This is a genomic window from bacterium, from assembly GCA_021371935.1.
In the GTDB taxonomy this organism is placed as follows: domain Bacteria; phylum Armatimonadota; class UBA5829; order UBA5829; family UBA5829; genus UBA5829.
This window is the reverse complement of record JAJFVF010000002.1, coordinates 399,998-422,384: the sequence shown is the minus strand read 5'-3', so window position 1 is coordinate 422,384 and position 22,387 is coordinate 399,998. Positions and strand designations below refer to the sequence as shown.

The 22,387-nt window shown below is 45.7% G+C and carries 19 protein-coding genes; 14 read left to right on the top strand and 5 right to left on the bottom strand.

What is annotated here, in order from left to right; all coding sequences use genetic code 11:
* Positions 1-69: 69 nt before the first annotated feature.
* From LLG46_01925 to LLG46_01915, 3 genes are all read right to left on the bottom strand, one after another.
* Positions 70-1,383: a terminase family protein gene (locus LLG46_01925; GenBank protein ID MCE5322054.1), complete on the bottom strand. Its 1,314-nt coding sequence runs from the start codon at positions 1,381-1,383 to the stop codon at positions 70-72.
* On the bottom strand, positions 1,373-1,735 hold the full coding sequence (locus LLG46_01920; protein ID MCE5322053.1) for a hypothetical protein: 363 nt from the start codon (positions 1,733-1,735) through the stop codon (positions 1,373-1,375). The genes LLG46_01925 and LLG46_01920 overlap by 11 nt, the downstream gene beginning before the upstream one ends.
* Before the next feature lie 359 nt (positions 1,736-2,094).
* Positions 2,095-9,294: a S8 family serine peptidase gene (locus LLG46_01915; protein ID MCE5322052.1), complete on the bottom strand. Its 7,200-nt coding sequence runs from the start codon at positions 9,292-9,294 to the stop codon at positions 2,095-2,097.
* Positions 9,295-9,974: 680 nt separating this feature from the next.
* Between LLG46_01915 and LLG46_01910 the strand changes: the two genes are divergently transcribed.
* The 11 genes from LLG46_01910 (at position 9,975) to LLG46_01860 (ending at position 15,410) form a co-directional block, all read left to right on the top strand.
* Positions 9,975-10,241, top strand: coding sequence for an SHOCT domain-containing protein (locus tag LLG46_01910; protein ID MCE5322051.1), 267 nt, complete (start codon positions 9,975-9,977; stop codon positions 10,239-10,241).
* A gap of 83 nt (positions 10,242-10,324) precedes the next feature.
* On the top strand, positions 10,325-10,651 hold the full coding sequence (locus tag LLG46_01905) for a metalloregulator ArsR/SmtB family transcription factor (protein ID MCE5322050.1): 327 nt from the start codon (positions 10,325-10,327) through the stop codon (positions 10,649-10,651).
* A 69-nt stretch (positions 10,652-10,720) separates the two neighbouring features.
* Positions 10,721-10,966 (top strand): thioredoxin family protein, encoded by a 246-nt coding sequence (locus LLG46_01900; protein ID MCE5322049.1) that lies wholly within the window; start codon positions 10,721-10,723, stop codon positions 10,964-10,966.
* Positions 10,967-11,344, top strand: coding sequence for a hypothetical protein (locus tag LLG46_01895; GenBank protein ID MCE5322048.1), 378 nt, complete (start codon positions 10,967-10,969; stop codon positions 11,342-11,344).
* The gene (locus LLG46_01890; GenBank protein MCE5322047.1) at positions 11,337-11,624 is read left to right on the top strand and encodes a 4Fe-4S binding protein; all 288 of its coding nucleotides are present in this window, start codon (positions 11,337-11,339) and stop codon (positions 11,622-11,624) included. Before LLG46_01895 ends, LLG46_01890 begins: the two co-directional genes overlap by 8 nt.
* A complete protein-coding gene (gene gcvH, locus LLG46_01885; GenBank protein MCE5322046.1) occupies positions 11,621-12,463 on the top strand; it encodes a glycine cleavage system protein GcvH in 843 nt (280 codons plus the stop codon). Before LLG46_01890 ends, gcvH begins: the two co-directional genes overlap by 4 nt.
* Positions 12,464-12,477: 14 nt before the next feature.
* The gene (locus tag LLG46_01880) at positions 12,478-12,888 is read left to right on the top strand and encodes a putative zinc-binding protein (protein MCE5322045.1); all 411 of its coding nucleotides are present in this window, start codon (positions 12,478-12,480) and stop codon (positions 12,886-12,888) included.
* A gap of 2 nt (positions 12,889-12,890) precedes the next feature.
* Positions 12,891-13,571, top strand: coding sequence for a putative zinc-binding protein (locus LLG46_01875; GenBank protein ID MCE5322044.1), 681 nt, complete (start codon positions 12,891-12,893; stop codon positions 13,569-13,571).
* Between the two features lie 4 nt (positions 13,572-13,575).
* Positions 13,576-14,001, top strand: coding sequence for a thioredoxin family protein (locus tag LLG46_01870; GenBank protein ID MCE5322043.1), 426 nt, complete (start codon positions 13,576-13,578; stop codon positions 13,999-14,001).
* A 19-nt stretch (positions 14,002-14,020) separates the two neighbouring features.
* Positions 14,021-14,722, top strand: coding sequence for a cytochrome c biogenesis protein CcdA (locus tag LLG46_01865; protein ID MCE5322042.1), 702 nt, complete (start codon positions 14,021-14,023; stop codon positions 14,720-14,722).
* On the top strand, positions 14,709-15,410 hold the full coding sequence (locus tag LLG46_01860; protein ID MCE5322041.1) for a lipoate--protein ligase family protein: 702 nt from the start codon (positions 14,709-14,711) through the stop codon (positions 15,408-15,410). Before LLG46_01865 ends, LLG46_01860 begins: the two co-directional genes overlap by 14 nt.
* Before the next feature lie 243 nt (positions 15,411-15,653).
* On the opposite strand, the gene LLG46_01855 is transcribed toward LLG46_01860, so the two are convergent.
* Complete coding sequence (locus LLG46_01855) at positions 15,654-16,052, bottom strand: PKD domain-containing protein (protein ID MCE5322040.1); 399 nt, start codon at positions 16,050-16,052, stop codon at positions 15,654-15,656.
* 80 nt (positions 16,053-16,132) lie between these two features.
* Positions 16,133-17,677: a tetratricopeptide repeat protein gene (locus LLG46_01850; protein MCE5322039.1), complete on the bottom strand. Its 1,545-nt coding sequence runs from the start codon at positions 17,675-17,677 to the stop codon at positions 16,133-16,135.
* 555 nt (positions 17,678-18,232) lie between these two features.
* Between LLG46_01850 and LLG46_01845 the strand changes: the two genes are divergently transcribed.
* From LLG46_01845 to LLG46_01835, 3 genes are read left to right on the top strand one after another with little or no spacing between them, the layout of a single operon-like run.
* Positions 18,233-19,948, top strand: a complete 1,716-nt coding sequence (locus tag LLG46_01845) for an ABC transporter ATP-binding protein/permease (protein MCE5322038.1) — start codon at positions 18,233-18,235, stop codon at positions 19,946-19,948.
* On the top strand, positions 19,945-21,126 hold the full coding sequence (locus LLG46_01840; GenBank protein MCE5322037.1) for a glycosyltransferase family 4 protein: 1,182 nt from the start codon (positions 19,945-19,947) through the stop codon (positions 21,124-21,126). Before LLG46_01845 ends, LLG46_01840 begins: the two co-directional genes overlap by 4 nt.
* A 16-nt stretch (positions 21,127-21,142) precedes the next feature.
* Positions 21,143-22,300, top strand: coding sequence for a radical SAM protein (locus LLG46_01835; protein MCE5322036.1), 1,158 nt, complete (start codon positions 21,143-21,145; stop codon positions 22,298-22,300).
* The last annotated feature ends 87 nt before the right edge of the window (positions 22,301-22,387 follow it).

The following is a 22,387-nucleotide window of genomic DNA, read 5'->3' as shown; positions in this document are numbered from 1 at the left end:
TTGTATTACTTATACCAACTCTGGGAGGAAAGAATAGCAGAGCAGACTACTGCCTCAGGGAATCGAGAACTACCATTCTTCCGCAGCCACACTTCCATTCCTGCTCAAATACCTTCCAGAAAAGCCGGATGACTTCGCCTGGTGGCATGCTAAGGCCAGAGCTATCACCAGATCATCGTGGTAGCCGGAGCGGGCGTTCATGCGGACATTGCCCGAGTCCGTAAGCTCGTATTCATAGTATTGCAACTCCCGCATAAGAGCTTCGTCGTGCGGGATAGAAATTGCATTATGAGCAAATTGAAGTGACAAGTTTTCTATCAAATCCCGCTTGGACTGGTTGGTAAAAGTATAACCCTCAACGGATATATCAGCACCGCACTCCCATAGCTTTGATTTTAGCTGTTCGAGGAGCGGATCGCCTATTGAGCTCTGGTCCGTAAGCGCAGAGCTAACTCTATACCGACATAGGAAATCCACTACTCTCTCAATCTGACTGTTCCAGCTCATAGCATTGAAACGGTCGATTCCAATTACCCTACAGCCCGAATCGCTTATGCTCATGGCGACGACTGCCGTATAGTCTGAATACCTCGCCCAGTCAATCCCGGCCACTACATAATCGCTGTCTGCAGCAGCAGTATCAGAATGCGCCGTGGCAAACTCGATGTCTTTCCATGAAAACACACTGCATTGGTCATCAATAAACGCAGCCTCATACTCGACAGCAAACTGCCTCGGACTTATCTCATGTCTTTGCTCTTCTATATATTCACGACTGATATGTGGGTTTGTCCAAGACGGAAAGCTGAATGACGCATGCCTTTTGCTGTTGGACTCCGCTATCCCTCTCATAAACGCTCTATAAAAGTGGTTCTTGCCAAATGGCGTCGAGATCATCACCAGACGTCCGTCACGGTCGGCAAGCATGGGCGAAATAACTTCCTGGATCACGCAGTCACGCACATACGCGGCCTCATCGACAATAATCCGATCGGCACTGTTACCGCGCAGGTTGCGGCCGTCCTCGTCGGCTGTGCGCGCTGTGATTATACTCCTGCCTATGGTGAGCCTTGGATAAGGCGTCCGCACTGCTTTTGCTGCATGCCTGAGATATTTTGAGCCGGTTACAAGCCGTTCCACGCTGTCAAATATCAAGCGTGCCTGATCATATGTAGCGGAGACTATCATTTGAACGCTGCCCGGCTCGAAAATTGCCATAGTCGCAGCGTCTATGGCTGCAGACTCGGTCTTTCCCCAGCGCCTGCCGCATGACGCCACTTTTACTTTTGCCTCGTTGAGCATCCACTGCCTTTGAGTCTTGTGTGGCTTCCAACCCCAAAGCAGTTTTGCCAGCCGGAGTCTGATCGATGCATCAGTCTTCATCTTTATCCTCAGAGGCTCGTCTTATTATCTCTGCGAGTGCTTCTCCTGGGTCGACCTCGGGAGTCTCGAATGCACCACTAGCCTTTAGAATTTCGAGCAGAACCTTGCCATCTGCCTTTGTCGACTCAGATGTCATCCGGCAAAGCGCCGATGCAGCGTTCAGAGCGGCTTGCCTGGCAAGTCTTCTAGACTCCGAAGCCTGCTCCTTCTCGCGTTCCCGCAGTGCCTCCATAAAGCTGTCTTCGCGCATCCAGCCTCTGAGGGTAGGCAATTTGACCCCAAGCATCTCGGCTACCATATTGTCTGGATGGCACATCAACAGTTCAATGGCAGAACGCATTCTTGCTTTCATAATAGCCTCCCTGAGGTGTCTGGGAATACAAAAAAGCCTCGGGTTTCCCCGAGACTCCACTACAAATTGTTCTCCCATAATTATAAGACGACAACTCAAGCAAAATGTGATTAACAGGCCATGATATTTAAGCTAAATGTTGTTCACATATAGTGAACGCACTTGCTGTAAATACACCACGTTGCTCGACAACACTGAACGCAAGCATTATTCGTTTTCAGTGCCTTTTGAGCCATCTGCAACTCAAGGCGGCTGGCAAGTGTGGACTATTGCATTATCCATCTTACCGGCCTGAAAAACCAATCATCAATACGACACTATAGCCTTGGTATTTAAAATTTTCACAACTGAAATATCTTCTAATCACTTGGAATAATTACATTCTGGATTAATGTATAGGAGTCTTCAGAGACTGGTCTGAGCATGCGCACCACAATTCCGTTTTTTGTGGTACAACTGCTGATTCCCAGAATATCAATTAGTGCGCCGTCTGGCGGCATCGTCTCCTCGCCAAACGGCCAAGCAACTGCGATGCCTTTTAGATTTATATCACCGTCATCGAAACTAACTGCATCATCTATGTAAAACACGTCATTTGCGATTCTTGTAACTCGCCCTGTAGTTTTGACCAACAGCCCTATGTTATTCGCTCCGCCGTTTGTGAACAAATCCCTTGACCAATACGGTTGATCATTATCGTCAAAATGCTTGATTACGCGATAATCCTGAACAGCACACTGCAATCCAAGCAGTCCGCCGCCGAGCGCGTTAAGATTCATATAGAAAGGCAGCGGTATAGATGTATTGGCACATTCATTAACCAAAGAACTCGTAATAACGCGTTCCCCGTCCACCGTATTCATTGTGCCTTCGACTGTAACGGTCTTTCCTGTGCCGGACACTGTTCCCAAAACACCGATTCCGCTGACTCTATCGGCACTTTCGACATAAAATCTGTCGGAGAAAGCAGCAGTTGTTGTGTAGCATGCGATGCCCACAGGTGAGCCGTCGGGAACGCTCTTAGTACTGGGTAGATCCATATAATTGTGTGGAGCTTCATAGCAGCCTATATCTGCTACGGCAGTTCCATCGCCATCTCCGTCTCTTGGTCGTGCCAAGCCGTCGATATCATCAGATGGTGCTCTGCTCGTATCGCCTGCATCAATACAACCTGAGCCAGGTAGAAGATGGTAATCACCTGCTGACATATCAAAGAATAAAGGATCACATGCCAAATCTGTAGCATGTCGTATATTCGTTGGGTCATAGGACGTTTCGCATCTATACACATCATTACTTACAAGATTTATTGTATATCCTGTGATCGAAGTGCAAATGGCCGTATCACAGTATGCAAAAATATTGTTAGCAACGTATGGTAATATTGTGCCATTACACTTAATACCCCAAACGCAATTTACAATCGTGTTATTCATCACGGAACCTGCGTTGCTCGTTTGTATACCTTGATAGGTACAGCCATCAATTAGGTTGTTGTATATCGACATCATCGGTGACTCAAAAAAACTGATTCCAGATCTGCCCCCAAAGATTTTGTTGCTTTGTACAGACACCGCACCTTCAAACCCTACCCATATCGCTCTCCAGCAATTACTGAATGTGTTATCGGTAATTGTAAGTGAACTCTTATATGTTGATATGGCATCGATTTTTTCATTAACAAACTTATTATTAGCTATTATTGCACCTTTACTGCAGGAACAGCTTATACTCTTGTCCTCGTTTTCAATAAATGTGTTGTTTGTAATAACGGCTGGAACATGGCTGAGAAAAATACCTTGATCGCCCCCAGACACTGTAAAACCATCGATGGTACATAAGTTTTTAACCCAAAATGCGCGGGTCGATGGACTCTGAATAATTGTCTTGTATTCATCTATATCACGCGTGATACCGGAACCTAAAAATCCCCCTTTAAGCGTGATGTTCTTTGAAATGATTATATTTTTCTCGGTGTATGTACCTTGCGCAACCCACACTTCTTGACCCGGCACGGCTTTATCCACGCCTTCCTGTACCGTAAGGAATGCCGTATCCCAATTCTTGCCGTCATGGACGCTGCTGACGGAATTTACATCTACATATACTGCACCGAGAAGTAGTTTCACGGATCGTGTAGTAGTCCCCTCACCTGTAGTCAGATCGGTAAAAATGAGGGTGTCTTCATATGCGTCATTTGCAAGATTCGATACATTTGTATTAAGCGATGCGGTAACTGTTGTGATCTGTCCGGAAGCAAGGCATCCTCCGAGTGCAGACAAACTCAGCCAATTCTGGCTATTAGAAACAGTCCAGTCAATATCTGAACTGCTGATGTTTTTTATAGTATATGTAATGCTAGAAGGATTGAAAGGACCGCCAGAATTCGCTATTATATTGAGGCCAGTCGATGGTGTTACAACCAACCCTCTGATCATCCAAGGCACTTCATATGGTCCTATATCGACTGCCGGAACGCCATCTCCATTGCCGTCAACAGGCCGCAGATTTCCGTCTGCATCGTCTTCAGGCGCATTTATGGAGGTTCCTGCATCGATACAAGGTGAGTCAAACGGTATATGAAAATCGCCGGCTTCAGCATCTAACAGCATCGGATCGGCGTGTATGTCGCTCGAATGGATCGTGATGCCATCATAATCTGTTCCGTTGCTAAAAAGGACATTATTTGAAAGCATCGGCGCAGTGCCATTTGCACTTGCAAGTATTCCAGTACTACAATTACAGATTATATTGTTGCTGATCTCTAATCCACTTGTAGTGATTCCATTGCTTGCATTCGTAGTTATTCCAGAGCTGGCATTGATAATAAGGTTGTTATTAATCCTTGCTTTAGCATTTTCAGTTGCAATCCCAATATTATTGCCGTCACTGATATTGTTTGTTATGACTGCGCTGCTTGATGCATTACAGAAAATCCCATAGTCACTTGTGGCGAATCGATTTCCGTTGATCGTTGGATTACTCATACTGCCAGTGCAGTATACGCCATAACTATTGCCTGAGGTTTGATGGTTTATAATAGTATTATTAATGATTGTCGGAGAAGCGTCGCCGCAGAAGACACCATTAGTTGCAATCCCGGAAATTGTGAAGCCATCGAGTATAGACGAATCAGCTCCAAAAACGTATTTGATAGTCGTTACATTTCCACTGATATCTCTGGTGCCGTCCGACGCATTATAGCCGCCTCTAACTGCAACACCGCTCTTGAGCGAAAGACGTTCACCATAATCACCGCCTGCCACCAGGACCTCTTGTCCGGTTACAGCCACTTTTAGTCCATCGGCAATTGTTCTATACGCCGTAGACCAGGACTTGCCGTCATGGATAGAACCTATACAGTTAATGTCAACATAGACTATTTTGCCGATTGCCAATTTAGCGGGGCGAGTGGTGTTGCCCGTGCCGTTGGTGACATTTGCAAACACGATTGTGTCGGAATAAACACCATTGACTAGAGTATTGGCATCGGAGTTGACCGAAGCAATAATGGTTGTGCTTTCACCGGGTAAAAGCGTGCCACATTCGGATGACAAAGCCAACCAGTTTTGTTCCTTTGAGGCAGTCCATGATATGCTGCTGTAACCAGTATTCTCCAGAATGTATGTATCATTTGATGTGCTAAACGGTCCGCCGGACTCACCTATGTAAAGCAGCTCTGTATACGGTGTCACAGACAGATATCCGGCTGTGATAGTCAATATCACAGATCGAGTAGTGTTGCCTATACCGTTTGTAGTATTTGTAAATGTTATGGTATCCGTATAGGTGCCCGCCGCAAAACTGTCTGCAGAGCTGAGAATTGACACTGTAACGGTTGTGCTTTCCTGAGGTGATAATGTACCGCTGCTTTTTGATAGCGATATCCAATCCGCATTCTTCGCTGCAGACCAGCTCATATTTGCGTATCCGGTATTGGTAATAGTATAGGTGCATGATCTCGGAGTTATCTGTCCACCCGGCTGCCTTGATGAAGTGAAGGTAGCAGCAGGAGTGACAGCTAGAATGCCATTGCTGACGACCAGACTCACAGGCCGACTGGTATTTCCTACACTGGTCGTCAAATTGGTGAATGTAATCGAGGCAGCATAGTTACCTGCAGGTTTCGCCAAAGCCTCCGAAGTAGGCAGAACACTTACTAAAGTCAATCCACCGGCAGGTATTGTCCCACTTGCAGGAGAAACGGTAACCCAGTTTTGATCGGATGAGGCGGACCAGTTCAAATCAGCGCTGCTGCTATTGAACAGTTTATAGGTATTACTTGTCGAATCAAACGGGCCGTTTACCGATCCCCTGAATGTTATACCGTAGTTGGGTCCGACTTTGAGACCCTTAAGCCCAGGTAATCCGTCATAGCAGCCAGTACGCTGTGGATCGTGGCCCTGCATTGCCCAGGCTATGTTGTCTGTGTAGCCTGACGTTGTGCAATCCCACAAGCAGACATAGCCATCCGCCTCACGTATGCCCCCCAAAACAGTTAGGCAGCCAATGCCCGTCATATCCGCAATTGATGGTAAGCAAAGAAAATTTACCATGCTGGAGTCTGTTATGGATGTTTCGGCCAATGGGTCTGCGCTTGCCATTGGCGTGCCGTCTGGTTTAAATACAGTAATTCGCGAGTTACAGGAAGTAATTACTTCCATCTCCCTATCATTGTCGATATCACCAATAGCTCCCACCACAGCTCCAGCAAAATTACTGTATCCCTTGCTGTCCACAGGCCATCCGTTTACTGGTGTGCCATCATGATGAAACGCATAGATTAATTTGAGACCGGCACCAATGACAATCTCCAGGTCGCCATCTCCGTCCAAATCGCCCAAAGCAAGCGAAGAGCCGGGAATTTGTATATTATTCCAATTTGAGTTGTATAGCTGCCCATCGTTAGTGAGAACAACCGTGTTTATCGCCGTGCAAATAACAATCTCTTTCTTGCCGTCATTATCCAGATCACCCATTACAATATTCATAGGCTTCATATTATCCGAAAAAGTGCATGACCACCCATCCTTGATCTGCCCATCGGTATCAAAAGCGTAGAACTTCGCACACTCCGGTTCATATGCACCAACCACTATCTCTGGCTTGCCATCGTTATCTATATCTCCCACAGCAATAGACCCGTTGGCATCATAAAATACGGTATCCGCATTGCCGAACTGATAGGGGAACCCACTCTTCACCTGGCCGTTTCCGTAGAGCACATATAATGCCGCACTACTCGCAGTAGTTGAACTTCCGTAATACTCGGTTGTCAGCACCAGTTCCAAGCCGGGCGAGGTCATGTCAATATCCGCTAAAACCACCTGGCTGATATCCGATGTTTTTTGCATCTGTACAGGAAATCCCTGAACAAAAGTTCCGTCAAGCTTATATGCATAGATTTTGGACCGGCTGCCGCTAGCGCCTAACGTGGGATACACAATTTCTGCCTGACCGTCGCCATCTATGTCACCGATGCTTGGATCATGCCGAATGCTCGGAACACTCATGGGCCACACAGAGCTATATGAGGTGCCAGCAGCGGTATATATGCCGAGCATATCTTCGCCTGTTATAATCACTTCTTTGATTCCGTCCCCATCGACATCCACTGGAGTTATACTGCTGGGCACAATATTCTTAGGCCATCCTGATCTCACAGGCCATGGAATCATAATACCTATATGCCGAGTGACCGAGTAATCATCATCCGCCGTAATCTCAAGACTGAAATCAAGAGAATGGCCATATGGCGCATCCGCAGATACGGTGAAAGAGTAGTCTTCGCTCGCGGTTTGTCCTTCTTCAATGCTGCCATATATCGCTTCTGCGGACGTAATGGTTACGTATGGATCGGTCGAGGAGATTAATGCCGAGATACCGCTCGCATCCTGCCAGATGTTTTTCAGAGTTAGATTCATTACAATTGATTCGCCAGGATCAATCTTACCGTCCAGGTTCCCGGATAATTCGTTTGTATCAATCCGTGATATGTTCAGGTTCGGTTGTGAGCTATCGGTCAATATCGCATTTGACAGGTTAACTCTGCCATATCCAAGCAAACCCACATAATCATGGTTGGTTTCATCAATACAGTCGCAGGTATGTGTCAGAAATTCTTCAACCTTGTCACTGGTCCAATCCGGATGGCTTGACATTATCACGGCAACTGCTCCCGACACATGTGGGCAGGCCATACTCGTTCCACTTGCTCTATAATAGATGCTGTCGACTACTTGGCTTCCGCCATTTTTATATATATCTGTTTCACTGGCTCTGAGCGAAAGGATATCGACGCCAGGAGCGCTAACATCCACACCGCTGCCAAAATTCGAGAAATAAGCCCTGCAATCTTGATAATCTAGTGCGGCCACGGTAACTGCAGGTGCATAACCTGCCGGTGAAGCGTTGGCAACATCATGATTTGAGTTGCCGGCAGACACAACTACTACACATCCCAGTGATCTTGCATAATCTATTGCATTTTCAATCACAGGATTAGATGTGGTACCATCAGACCCCCAGGAATTGCTTATTACTTTTGCACCGTTGTCAGCGGCATAGCAAATTGCAAGAGCGCCATTATCGCTGGTTCCCGAACCGCTTGAACTGAGGAATTTGAGTGCCATAATCTTTGCTTGTGGAGCAACACCGATGACGCCTATGCTGTTATTGCCTATCGCTGCAATAGTGCCGGCACAGTGTGTGCCATGACCATAGTCATCACTCGGGTCATTTGTATTGTTGCAGAAATTCCAGCCGAAAACATCATCCACATAGCCATTGTCGTCATCATCAATGCCATTATTGGGAATTTCGTTTGAATTGGTCCACATATTGTCTGCCAAATCCGGATGACTGCGGTCTACACCAGTGTCTACAACGGCTACTACCACACCTTCACCTTGTGCATAATCCCATGCTTGTTCACAGTCTATTTGCTTGATCCCCCAAAGATCAGGATACGATTGGAACCAAGAATGAACTGGCAGATTCTGCAGATCGGTGTTGTAATAGTAGTCATTTGGGACCATATCGGCTTTATAAATATAGTTCGGTTGGGCAAACTCGACGTTTTCATTAAGGGCATAAGCTTGGGCAATACGTTGCACATCGGCATCTTTATCGAATTTGAGTTTGAAAATCTTTTCAAAGCCTCGACTTTGCTCCGTGGAATCCTGTTTGAATATACCTTTTCTTCCTTCACTGATTTTGCGCTGCTCGGAACGAGAAACAGACTTAAAAAGGGCTTCCATCTCCTTCAATTTATATCTGGTATTCAGCCTCGATAAGCTTTGCAATGAAGGTACTAACTGCGATGCCTCAATACTCTGCGCTGTGCTGACAATACCCGCTGCCGCGGTGGATTTGAACTTAACGATTATTTCTCCAGCGACAAACTCGGAGGAACTTCCCTGCGTTTTTGGCTTGGACGTCGGCATTTGTAGTTCGGCATTTGTTGCCTGCCCAGCGTCATCTAAAGCAATCGCAATAGCCGTCGAACAACAGGAAAGAGTGACAAACACTGATATCACAGACAGGATTTTCTTCACCATAATGCCCTCTATGTTAGTAGTAAGAAGATCAATGCAAAAAAACGAGGTAAAACTGCAGAAGATAAGTAAAAGCTCTGCTGCTTGCAATATATCATTACATGACTAGATCGTCAACGGGCAATTAATATCTGCTTTGTTAAACAAAGCTATTGAAAAAACTATAGATAAACCAGAAACCGAACAGGATATTGAGCTTAATTCTAATAGCGATTAGAACTTTTGAATTTCATTATATAGCAAGCAACAAGCTTACCAGTGTTTCTTTTCAAGTTCCTTACAGCCAATTTTTACTACTCACTTACATCCTGGCAGGGTTACTGTCTGAACATTGCAAAGACATATCTTCAACGACTATCAACTTTGGTCCCAAGTCAAGCCGTCACTTTCCTATGTGGTCTCTCAATGTCTGCGGGTTGTGCGGATGTGTTACCAGAAGCTGTCAAGTTTATCACCATCCCTCGCGGCCTTAGTAATCGCATAGATGTGTAATTTCTTCTACCACTTTATTAAGAGAGGAAATCCTACAGTTCATGCATCATTTACATCTGTTTGAGGTCAATTTGAGACTGTGCGCCGTCGGATTCTCAAAAACCAGGTTGACACTACAGCATATTTGGCTAACATACCAAATAGAGAGTTGATATTAGTGATGTGCATTCAGGAAGTGAGGCGCAATTGCTGTGATTCGATCTGATGATACTCCTCAGCGGGCGAACAGGATTCGCAACATGCTTTGGGGAGCGTTGGGCGGTATGGCTTGTTGCACGGCAATGATGGCTATTATGATGGCCGGAGGGCATAAGCTGATGGGCAAGATTTGTGGCAAAATGAAGGGCATGATGAGCTGCGGCATGCCGGATGCTTTAGGAATCCTCAAGTGTCGATATGCTGAGGGAGAAATCACCAAAGAAGAATATCAACATATAAAGCATGAACTAGAAAAATAGTACGGCAGAGGAACCGCAAGACATCTTTACTCGTATAAGAGATATAGTTGGTTGACTTGCCAACAACAAGGCGACAGGAGCGTATGAATACAAACAAGCTAGAATATGAGATGAAAGCAAAGATTATCAAGGCGTTAGCTCACCCGAGCCGCCTGATGATGGTTGATGCGCTTGCCGAAGGTGAAAAATGTGTATGTGAACTCACCGGATTGGTCGGAGCCGATATCTCCACAGTATCCAAGCATTTATCCGTGATGAAGAATGCAGGGATTGTTGATGATCGAAAGGTCGGTCTGCAGGTATTCTATCGCCTGCGCGTGCCCTGCATTATCAAGTTCTTCAGTTGTATTGAAGCAGTGATGAAAGAAGACGCTAAAACAAAAGAACAAATAATATCTTGTGTATGTTAGCCCTTACCCGCATATTATTTTATTGACTAGTTGGCAGATTGCGAAATTAGCCAATATATAGGAGGTTGTATGAAGATACAGGTTCTTGGCACAGGCTGTGCCAAGTGTAAAACGCTTGCTGAGAACGCGAAGAAAGCCGTCGAGCTTGTTGGGATAGATGCTGAAATCGAGAAAGTTGAGGATATCAAAGAGATCATGAAGTTCAATATCCTCATGACGCCGGGATTGGTTATCGATGGCGAAGTCAAAGCGGCGGGACGGGTGCTTTCCCCTGAAGATATCAAGAAGCTGATCCTTGCTGCTGGAGGTGACTAAATGACCGATCAACTGCCTGGACTGATTATGTGCGTATGCACCGGCAAGTGTCCTGGATTTGCCAAAATGGACATCTGGGACTTCATCAACAGAGTGCGTGTGGAACTGCCTGTGGAATATGGATTTATTCATCCGCAACTCTGTGAAGAAGATGGTGACCGATTCCTTGCCGATATGCTCAAGGCAAAGAGGAAGCTGGTGATCGCCGGCTGCGCTCCCAATATGCAGATGAAACTTTTCCGTGACGCCTTTGAAGCTGCAGGAATGGATATCAAAACTGACATGATCCCGCTGGATATCCGCGAGATGACCACGGATGAAGCGGTCGAGAAAGTGTCCAAAGCGCTTTCTGAGATGGGGGTGGAGCAGGATGGCTGATGACACGTTCATGGGCGTGAAGCGCGAGAAGATAGACTGGTGCCCGACCATCGACTATTCAAAGTGTGACTTTTGCATGGAGTGCGACAAGTTTTGTCCTCACCAGGTGTTTGAGCGGCGTGATGAAAATCCCAAGCTGGTGGTCGCAAATCCGCACAACTGCGTCGTCTTTTGCAGAGCATGTGCGAAGACATGCGGCCCGGATGCCATCTCATTTCCCAGCAAACCTGAGACCATCGCAAAGATCAAACAGATCCGCGAGGAAGAAGGGGAGCAATGAAGCGTGCAGTTTTATCTTGTAATGGTATGGATAAGCAATTTGGATCGCTCGCGCGAGAACTGGCACTAAAGCTCTCTGAAACACAAGGGACGGAGATTATCTGCCCTGTTTTGCTCAACAACTCTCCCGACAGATATGAAAAGACTCTGGCTGAATCGTCGCTCTTGGTGGTTGATGGTTGTCCTACTCGTTGCGCCTCAAAGCTCGCCAATAAGCTCGGCCTTAAGGTAGACGATAAGGTACTGATATCGGAGGAGGCGAAGACGACTGGTCTGGAAGTCGGCAAATCGCTGCGGCTGGGGCCGGTGGGGATGCAACTAATTGAGCTTTTATCCAAAGAGTGCTTGGTGTCGAGACAGATATCTGTAGAGGAAGCCAGTGCCGGTTTTGACTCCCCAGTTGACTTCATAACCGTCACCCATGACAAATTCATTTTTAAGATTCCATCACATGATTACCTGTTTAGTGAGAATGACTGCTGGGTTCGTGTAATCGGCAATAGGGCCCGTATTGGTGTATCGGATTTTGTTCAGCAGAATTTGACCGACATAACCTACTTTGAGCCTGCCGAGGTAGGCAGAGAGATCGAACAGTTTGATGAGGTAGGCTCTCTGGAATCAGGAAAATCGATGATGGATGCCTTATCGCCCGTATCCGGTAAGATTGTAGCAGTCAACACAGAACTTGTCGATTCACCCGAGTTGGTAAACGAGGATCCATACGGCAGGGGCTGGATAGCTGAAGTCGAACTTGATGATTTTGAATCGGATAAAGAAGTGCTTCTTGACGCGGCCGCCTACTCCAGGATCGTCGAAAAGAAAGCCGCTGAAGCGAATTAGGAGGGGTTTGTTAAGTGACAATAGATGTAAAGAAACAAAAGATAATCGTAATGCCCTGCAGTGGCATTGGAAAAGTGCATGGGCTTATCGCTCGTGAAGCCACATATGCAGTGACGGATGAACTGGCGCCGGATAGTTTTGAGCCGATGTGCCTTGCGCTGCTTGTTTCGGGAGATGAAGAGGCACTCGCAAAAATCAAGAAAATGGATTGCATCACAGTGGACGGCTGTCCCAAACTTTGTGCAGCTAAGAATGTCGAGATGGCTGGAGGCAAGATCGTCAGATCAATTAGAGTTGTGGATGCATTCAAGAATTATCGGGGTGCCGAGCCCGGCACTGCAACTAAGCTAGCTGACGACGGCTGGACGATAGTCAGCGAGATAGCCGGGGGTATATGTAATAAGCGCGAAGGCGAGGTGAGCTAGCAGTGGCTGACGGAGAGATCAAAGTAGGAATTATATCATGCAGTGGTGAGGAGATACCTGAGGGAACCATATCCCGCCTGGCGACCCGGAGAGTGTTGGAACTTATGCGACCTGATAATACGGTGACGATCTGCCTGCCATTGTTCCTCGCTGGAAATGAAGCGGAGCGTGAGTTTGCAACAAAGCACCCGACGATAACTGTGGATGGATGCAGCAAGTTATGCGCAAAGAAAGGCACTGAAAAACACAGCGGGCCGGTGAGTGCCGCTATAGTAGTCTCTGAAATACTAAACGGCGAGGGTGCGTGTTGTGCCAGGTCGGCTAAATGCCAAACCGAAACAGATAAAGAAGCAGTCTGGCTGGTTTCTGAGGAAATTGCGAAAGCAGTGGACTCAATCATATCTGAAAATTGCTGCTGCTCGGTAGAAAATGCGGATACTGGCGAGTGCGCGTGCTCGAAGCCACTTCCGGGTATGGTGATTGAAGTTGATGGCAGACCCGTCACAATTGCTGGACTGTCTCTCATATTCGATCACCTGGCAGAGAACGGTCTTGCCGCTGACGATTTGTGTGGAGACAAACTTCTTGAAACGGTAAAAATCTATCATCAGATCGAGCCTGAAGAAGAGAATGTATACAAGACAGCTTTGATATCAGCATATAAGAAATACAGGAGGCAATAGAACAATGAAGAATAACTGGCTCAAAGGATTCTCAGCGATATTGATGATTGTAGTAATGGCAGCCATCACCGCCGGCTATGCAGCAGACAAAAAGGCCCCAAAGCCGCCAGCGAAACCTGCCGCCAAACAACTTCCGAAGCTCCTTGATCTCGGAGCCACCAAGTGCATACCCTGTAAAATGATGGTCCCTGTTCTTGATGATCTTAAAAAGGAGTATAAGGGACAGTTGGAGGTTCAGTTCATTGATGTCTGGAAAGACCAGTCTGCTGCCAAGAAATATAAGATACAAAGCATTCCAACTCAAATATTCTTTGATGCCAAAGGCAAAGAGATATACCGGCATACGGGGTTTATTTCAAAGGATGATATCGTGAAGGCTTTCAAAGACCACGGCATAAAACTGAAAGAGCCGGCGAAACCAAAGAAATGATATAAATAGAGGTTAAGTAATTTTGGAGCATCTTTTTATAACGTTTACCAAGGCAATGGAGGGTGCTGTACCGATTGCGCTGGGAGCCTCATTCATCTGGGGCATACTGAGCGTGATCCTGAGCCCTTGCCACCTGTCAAGTATCCCACTGATAATTGGTTTCATCAGCGAACAGGGCAACCTCACCACAAAAAAAGCGTTCGGGCTTTCTTTCCTGTTCGGACTTGGGATACTCATAACTATAGCGGTGATCGGCATAGTGACTGCCGCTATGGGTCGAATGATGGGTGATGTAGGCAAGTATGGCAACTACATTGTCGCAGCAGTATTTTTCATAGTCGGATTGCACCTGGTCGGCATAATCCCGATGCCGTTTTCCGGTCCGGGCAGCATAAACATCAGACGTAAGGGACTTGCGGCGTCTTTCATTCTCGGCCTTGTATTTGGAGTCGCGCTCGGCCCATGCACATTTGCCTATATGGCACCTGTGCTCACACTCTCCCTCAAGGTCGCAGCTACCAGTTTTTTCTATGCCGCATTGTTACTTGCCGTCTATGGAATAGGACATTGCACGGTTATTGTGGCAGCAGGCACTTCCACGGAAGCAGTCCAGAACTACCTGAATTGGAATGAGAGATCAAAGGGCGCCAATATTGTAAAGAGAATATGCGGAGTGCTGGTAATGCTTGGTGGAGTCTATCTGATTTATGCAGCCAGATAATGTTGTTGAATATCAGCAGATGAGACATATTTGCTCATCGGGAAACCTAGAGGTAATTCGCTGGTCGGAACCTTCTGTCGATGCAAACCTGAAGATAGACGCGCAGTTCGCTCAATGCGCTGCTCGAAGTGGCAATCGGACTGTACGATTGTGGTGGGGCAGTGGTCCTACTATTGTTCTCGGTTGTGGAGACAAACCCGAGCTGGCGCTAAATCTCGATGAATGTCGAAAGCGTGGAATCGAATGGGTCAGAAGAATCACCGGCGGCGGGACAGTCCTACAGACTCCCGGCGTATTCAACTATTCGTACACAGCACCAAGCGGTGGCCGGATGGATATGGACAGAGTATTCAGGCAGGGTGCCGATCTGATTATTAAAGTCCTTGCTCGATTTGGTGTGAACGCCTGGCAGCGTGGTGTATCCGATGTTGCTGTAGGCGAGCTTAAGGTTTCCGGTAATGCACAGGCTCGCAAGTGGAAATCGATACTTTTGCATGGAACACTGCTGGTCGATATAGATCGCAAGTTGATGGAAGATGTTTTGAAGTACCCATCAAAGGAACCGGATTATCGAGATGGTAGGAGCCATAGTGACTTTATTGTTACGCTGAAGGAACTAGGGGCCTTTTCTGATCCAGTCATTCTCGAGAAGGCCTTTGCATCAGCGGCTGTTGAAGTCTTTGGATAACAAGCCGGCATGAGGAGCGATATTACAATGGCCACCGCGAAACTCATGGAGATTCTAGACATGGCCACGACATCAATGTGCTCATGAAACGTCTAGCTGATCTCAAGATAAAAAATGGGTGCTTTTCCTTTGGCTGTTTATTTCAGAAAAGCACCCATAGCCATGTTTGCTAAACCCGCCGCTGTTAAGCATCTCTACATTAAGACACCATTTATTGCGCCAGGTTAACTAACATATTAAGAACTACTCCGGCTGAGCCCAATCGACTCTGACATAGAACTGATAGACAACATCCGGATCATCCTGAATTGAATAAATGTCTCCATCAGTTGCAGTCACTGTGATCATGTATTCACCGCCATAGGTGTAGGTGTGAGAAACTCCCACACCAGTACTATCGCTAGTACCATCACCCCAATTCCAGGTGTACGTTACAGAATCAAGCCCCAGATAATCAATTTCTTCATCGATATCTATAGTCTGCGGGTAATGCATGCCTGGGCGATAGACATCAAATGAGGCCTCTACACCTGACGTTAACACTGATCGTGTTACGAAATCGGGTATTGGGCAAGCCAATACAGAAGTCATAGCAACCAATACCAATGCAATTGTTGCTACTACACAAAACCACTTAGTCATGTTTTTCTCCCCTTTCTTGGGTTGGTTTATCCTAACAGCTCCCGGGTGTGCCGTTTTGGATCGGTGATGTAAATGTGACGCTATTTTTTCTTGAGCAGCGAGAGTCGTTCTTTTGCATCATCAACAGATTTCTTGTCGGGGCATTTTTCGACTATTTCTCGTAATACAGCTTCGCCCACAGCTAGATCACCCTGACATATGCAGCAGTGAGCATATGCAAAATGAGCATTATAACCATATTTATTGTTAGGGTAATGTTCGTAAACAGCTTTGTATGCATCTCGAGCCGTCGCCAGATCACCTTTGGAAAAACTGCAGTTAGCCAGATCGATCTTCCATTTAGGAACTAGATAGTGATCTGGATTGTCTTTGATAAGCTGGTTGAGCAAGGTTTCCGCTTTGGTAGCATTGACCAAAATGTAAACCTCCGCCAATTTAGTCGACACTTCGGCTCTTCTATATTCAGGGCAGGTGTTTTGCATTTCTTTGAGCAAGTTAATTAGCTTGGATGTCTTCCAGCCCGCCTTGTAGGCATAATAAAGATAAGACTGAAGCTCATATTTATGCGGGAATTCAGGATAATCCGCCTGCAGTTTCTCTAGAAGAGAAATTGTAGTCGATTTATCTTGCTCCGTATAAAATTTAGTCCGAGCATAAGTCCAATCAGCTTCAAGTTTTAGTTCAGGATGTTGCCGGTAATAGTCCACCTGATAATCAAGTGCCTCCTGGTCTCTTCCTAATGCATGTAAGCATTCAGCCAGCACTGTAAGAGCATCAACAGCATTTTCGGGTTTACTTGCAGCGATTTCTTTACAAAGTGGGATTGCTTTTTCATAGTCTCTGGCATCAAGATAAGCATGGATCAGAACAGTTAATGTTCCCAAATCACCGTCGTTTTTGACTTTTTCCCAGCAGGGAGCAGCCTTACTGCATATAGCGTTCGCTTCAGTCATACACCCTGAGTCCATACACATATTCCATGCCCATCCATATATCGAAGCCCTCTGCTTATCAGTGCAGTCGGGCAAGTAGCGAATCATAGTATAAGCGACTCTAATAATTCGATTGGTATCATCGTAGGGGTAGCATTGCAAAACGTAGCCTATCAGTTCTTTATCAACCTGAGTTCCATTATATAGTTCTGCCGCTTTCTTGATCTCAACCAACGCCTCAGTATGCTTGTTTTGATAGTAATAGCAGATAGCTTTGAAATTATGATAGCTCAGCTTATCATCGGGATAATCTGATGCGATGGTTTCGATAAGAGTGAATGCCTGATCCCAAATCTCCAAATTTTTGTAACAATCAAGCAGTGCAACTCTAAGTTTGAAACCAGTGGCGTCCCTTGGAGTTGATTGTGACGCTGTTTTCAATACTTCAACGGCATCCAAAATTTTTTCACCCCAGAGCTCTTTGTTCTCATCATCAATAACAAATGATGCCGCATCTTTTGGTGACTGGGATATCAACAGCTTTAGTTGAGAGGTTGCGCCTTGCCAATCTTGATTTTTCAGGCAATCACGCATTTGTTGACTGGAAACAGTGTTGGCTGTAAAAGCGTTGCCAGCTGTAAGTATAAGGAGCGTTATTGTAACAGACAATAGTGCGTTTACTTTAGCTTTCAATATCGACCCTCCTTGTTCGATATAAAGAGCCTTACTTTGATTCTATAACTATAGCGTACTAATTATCTAATGCTAATTTACTGCTATTATCACTATTGCGTCACTGGGGTGCATGCTAGCGCATACTCGTGCTGTTGTCAAGCATTATGTTTTTTGCGCCTAAATGAAATTAGACCGGGCATTAATTTAGATAATATTCTCTTTCGCCATACTAATCAAGACTTATCTGGATAAGTGGGGACTATTTAATTACTATTTCGGTATAATCGAGCTATGCGGATGAATAATATCTCAACAACAACTTGCCTGTCAAGTATTATTTTATCCTCCGCATAATATATATTGCAACATTTAATTCATAATAGACTTGACAGATCATTCAAAGCAAGCTAATATTAGCAATCAGCTATACAATTATCCTTGATCGACATTGCGCAATAAAAAAATTACGGATGATGAGCAATGGCACACGGAAGTTTCGCAAGATCGAGAATAGCAGATAGTCTACGACTCGGGCGCGCCTTAAGGCTAATGTGGTTGAGTGGTCCTAGATGGATGATTGCGAATCTAGGATTACTTATAGTCCAAGCTATTCTGCCGCTTGCCATACTATATATGACCAAGCTGGTGATCGATATAGTATCATCTCAAGCAAGCAATTCAGACAAACTGCATCGGATTCTTGTATTTCTCGGAATTTCGGCAGTAATTGCCGTTATCCTGGCAATTTGCCGATCAATTTCCAATCTGGTATTCGTTGCCCAATCAGAGGCCCTCACTTACTACACACACCGCCTAATCCACGAAAAATCCATAAGTGTCGACCTGGAATATTACGACAATCCTGATTATCACGATATACTTCATCGTGCCTTGGGAGAAGCATCTTACAGACCAGCAAGAATAGCAAATGGGCTGACTCAAGCGGGTCAGAGCATTATTTCTGTATTGGCTGTTGCAGTACTTTTGCTAACATTCAGCTGGCAAATTGCATTTATACTATTTTTAGCCGCCATACCCGGCCTTTTAATGAAGGTTAAATATGCTCGTCAGCTTTTTAAGTGGCACATTCTCGCAACCTATGCATTAAGACAGTCTCACTATTACAGTGAAGTATTAACCAAGGATATATATACAAAAGAGATTCGAGTCTTTGGCCTTGGAGAGACATTTTCAAAGATATACCGCCAAGTATGCGACAAGCTCAGGCATGCCAGGCTAAGGCTCGCAATCAACCATATTCCTTCTGAGTCTGCTGCTGAGTTAGGAACCATTTTAGCCCTATTTGGGTCTTACGCGTTTATCGCTCATAAAACGATCGTAGGGGATATCAGACTTGGTTCTCTCTTTATGCTGTTCCAAGCATTTCAGCGCGGCCAAGCATCATTGCAGCAGGCTCTAACAGCATTATCCGAACTATATGAAGATAATCTTTTTCTCTCAAGTCTCGATGAGTTCCTTAAGCTGCCGACTCTCGTCAAGGAACCAAGCAAACCAGTAGCCGTACCCCGACCGATGAAATCAGGTGTCAACTTTACTGATGTTGCATTCATCTATCCGAAGAGCGACAAGTTCGCTCTCAAGGAAATTAATCTTTCCATAAAGCCGGGTGAGATTATTGCGCTGGTGGGCGAAAACGGTTCCGGTAAATCGACACTGGTCAAGTTATTGTGCCGTCTATATGACCCCACCGATGGCTCCATTAAGATTGATGGGACAGATCTACGTGAAATGTCTACTGCAGGGTTAAGACAAGAGATAGGAGTCATCTTCCAGGATTACGCTCGGTATAATGCGACTGCTGGTGAAAACATATGGTTTGGGGATGTAAGCAAAGAACCAAACAAGGATAAAATTGTGGCGGCGGCTAGGCAATCGGGGGCAGACATTGCAATAGAAAATTTAAAAGATGGATACGATACAGTTCTTGGCAAGGCATTTCAAGATGGCGAAGAGCTTAGCCTTGGCCAGTGGCAAAAATTGGCACTTGCAAGGGCTTTTCTCCGAGATGCCCAGATAATAGTCCTTGATGAACCTACAAGTGCAATGGACCCAAACGCAGAATATGAGTTTTTCGAGAATTTCCGTCAGCTGGCCCAGGGACGATCCGCCGTTATTATCAGTCACAGGTTCTCAACGGTCAAAATGGCAGACTATATTTACGTGATGCAGCGTGGGAGGATTATTGAAAGCGGTACTCATGATCAGTTGATAAGCATTGGTAATGTGTACGCGAGTATGTTTGAGAAGCAGGCGCAATACTATAAATGAAAATTGGTATAGATGCGCTCACCCTTGTCCCCGGAAATACGGGAGGCGTGGAAACATACATCAACAATCTCATCAAGAACATCGCAACTATTGATACGCAATATGAATATCTGGTTTTCGCGCTTCCGCAGGCTGCCGATGCCTTAAGTTTCGGCCATAAAAATATACAGGTGAATGTATGCCGGATGTCAGCTATTAAAGGTCTTAACACCTGTCTGCGTGTTTTATATCAGCAGCTTGTTCTTCCCGGCAAGATCAAGCGCCTTGACATTGATGTAATGATCTTCACTTCTAATATTGGATGTTTGCGATGTCCGTGCCCGAGTTTGCTTATTATTCATGATCTTATTCGGCATTATTGTGCAGCGAATCTGCCGGGACAGATAGGATACGTCAGAGAGAAAATTCTTCCTGCCCTTATCGGTGCATCAGCCAGGGCTGTTACGAGAATTGCAGCGATTTCAGAGTTTACGAAGCAGGATATTATAAATCGCCTCGCCATACCTGCTGAAAAAATAGAAGTCGTCCATAATGGTGTCGATGAAAACTTGAGAGGGACTGCCAGTAATTGCAACGGCAAGAATATACTAAGCAAAATTAAGCAGCCTTATATCTTATTTGTCGGATATCATCATCCGCATAAAAATCTTGTGAGACTCGTTCAGGCATTTGTAATGATGAAAGACAGAACTCGAATCAGCCATGCATTGATAATTGCTGGGAGAAAGGAAGCCGGAACGCAGGCCTTAATGCGAGAAGTCCATTCGCATAATCGAAGGGACATATTCGTGCTGGGTGCAGTAAGTTCGGATGAGCTGTTGGAGCTTTATAAGGGAGCCTCATTATTTGTATTGCCGTCACTGATTGAAGGATTCGGGCTGCCTTTGCTTGAGGCTATGAGTTTTGGAGTTCCTATAGCTGCCTCGAATGCAGGCTCAATTCCGGAGGTTGTGGGAGATGCGGCCGTATTATTTGATCCTGAAGACGTGAATTCAATGGCGAACACAGTAGAAATGGCACTTCTGGATCGCAAACTCAGCCAGCATTTAGTCAAAAAAGGTTATGCAAGAGTCAGAGAAACCGGTTCTTTTTCCTGGCACGCAGCAGCAAAAAAAATTTTAGCTTTGGCTGAAGAAATCAGCGAGCAACCCTCTGTTGGATTTACACTAGTTCACTAAGAGAGGCATCAAACAGTTGAGCAAGAGCGGGGTAGCCTTAGGTTATATAGGAAAGATTATACGCAGGGAGCGAGAGTTCCGGGAATGCCGGCTCAAGCAAGCGCTTCTTGATGTCACTTTCAAATGCAACTTGCGCTGCCAAATGTGTGGTGTATGGTGTGACGAAAATCCAAGATGGAAAAATGAGCTCGGTGAAGACGAATGGCTGAGAGTTATCGATGAACTTGCGGATTACGGATGCGAACGCATATATCTAAGCGGTGGTGAACCGACAATACTACCCGGCTTTGGCAGAATGATCAAACACGCCAATCTCAGAGGTATGACTGTATCATTCAACAGCAATGGCACTAGACTTGGCGAATGGGCACATGAAATATGCTCATACGCCGATATGGTGTATATCTCAATAGATGCACCCGACGAGCGACACGATGTAATCCGGGGAGTTAAAGGAACATTTGAAAGAGCCGTAAACGGTATTCGCCAATTACTGGATTATAAGCGGGAAAACAGCTGTTCGAGGCCTCGTATTCATATTAGCACGGTATTGACTCAAACCAATGCTGATTGCATTCCCGATATGGTCGAGTTTACTGACCGACTGGGTGCCGACATTCTGTCACTGCACTATGTGTGCGCCTCACCGACGTGGGCTGTCGAACAATCGCTATTGGATGGTGAATGCGTTTCTTCAGAGAGATTTGCTGTTCTGGATGATGAGAAACTTTATGTCGATGCCGATGGCCTTAGGGCTATTCGAGAGGGTTTGAATAATATACCTGAAACAAAGAACGTTTGGGTGCTGGCTGATCCAGTGAGGAGTCTGCCAGACGAGTCTTTTGAGACCGGCATATTTCCGATCAAGCGATGCGTAAATATATCCAATGTCCTAATGGTGATGCCGGACGGTGCAACAACTATATGTCCGCACCTTGCCGAGTTCTCCATGGGTAATGTTCATGACCACAGTATTCGCGACATCTGGGAATCAGATACTCGCAGGCGACTCAAGAATCATTTAAAAAAGCACCTGTTCCCGGTCTGCAGTAATTGTTCGTATTTTAGCTGCACGCTTACTCTAGATCAACTTTTTCGAATCGCACTGCATCGCCGTTTGCCAAATCCAAGTGTCCAGCGGACATTCGACCATCAAAAGAAGGCAAAAGTATGAAAGTTGCGCTTGTACATGACAGACTAAATGTTTATGCCGGTTCGGAAAGAGTGCTCGGACACATACATGAGCTTTTCCCGAACGCAC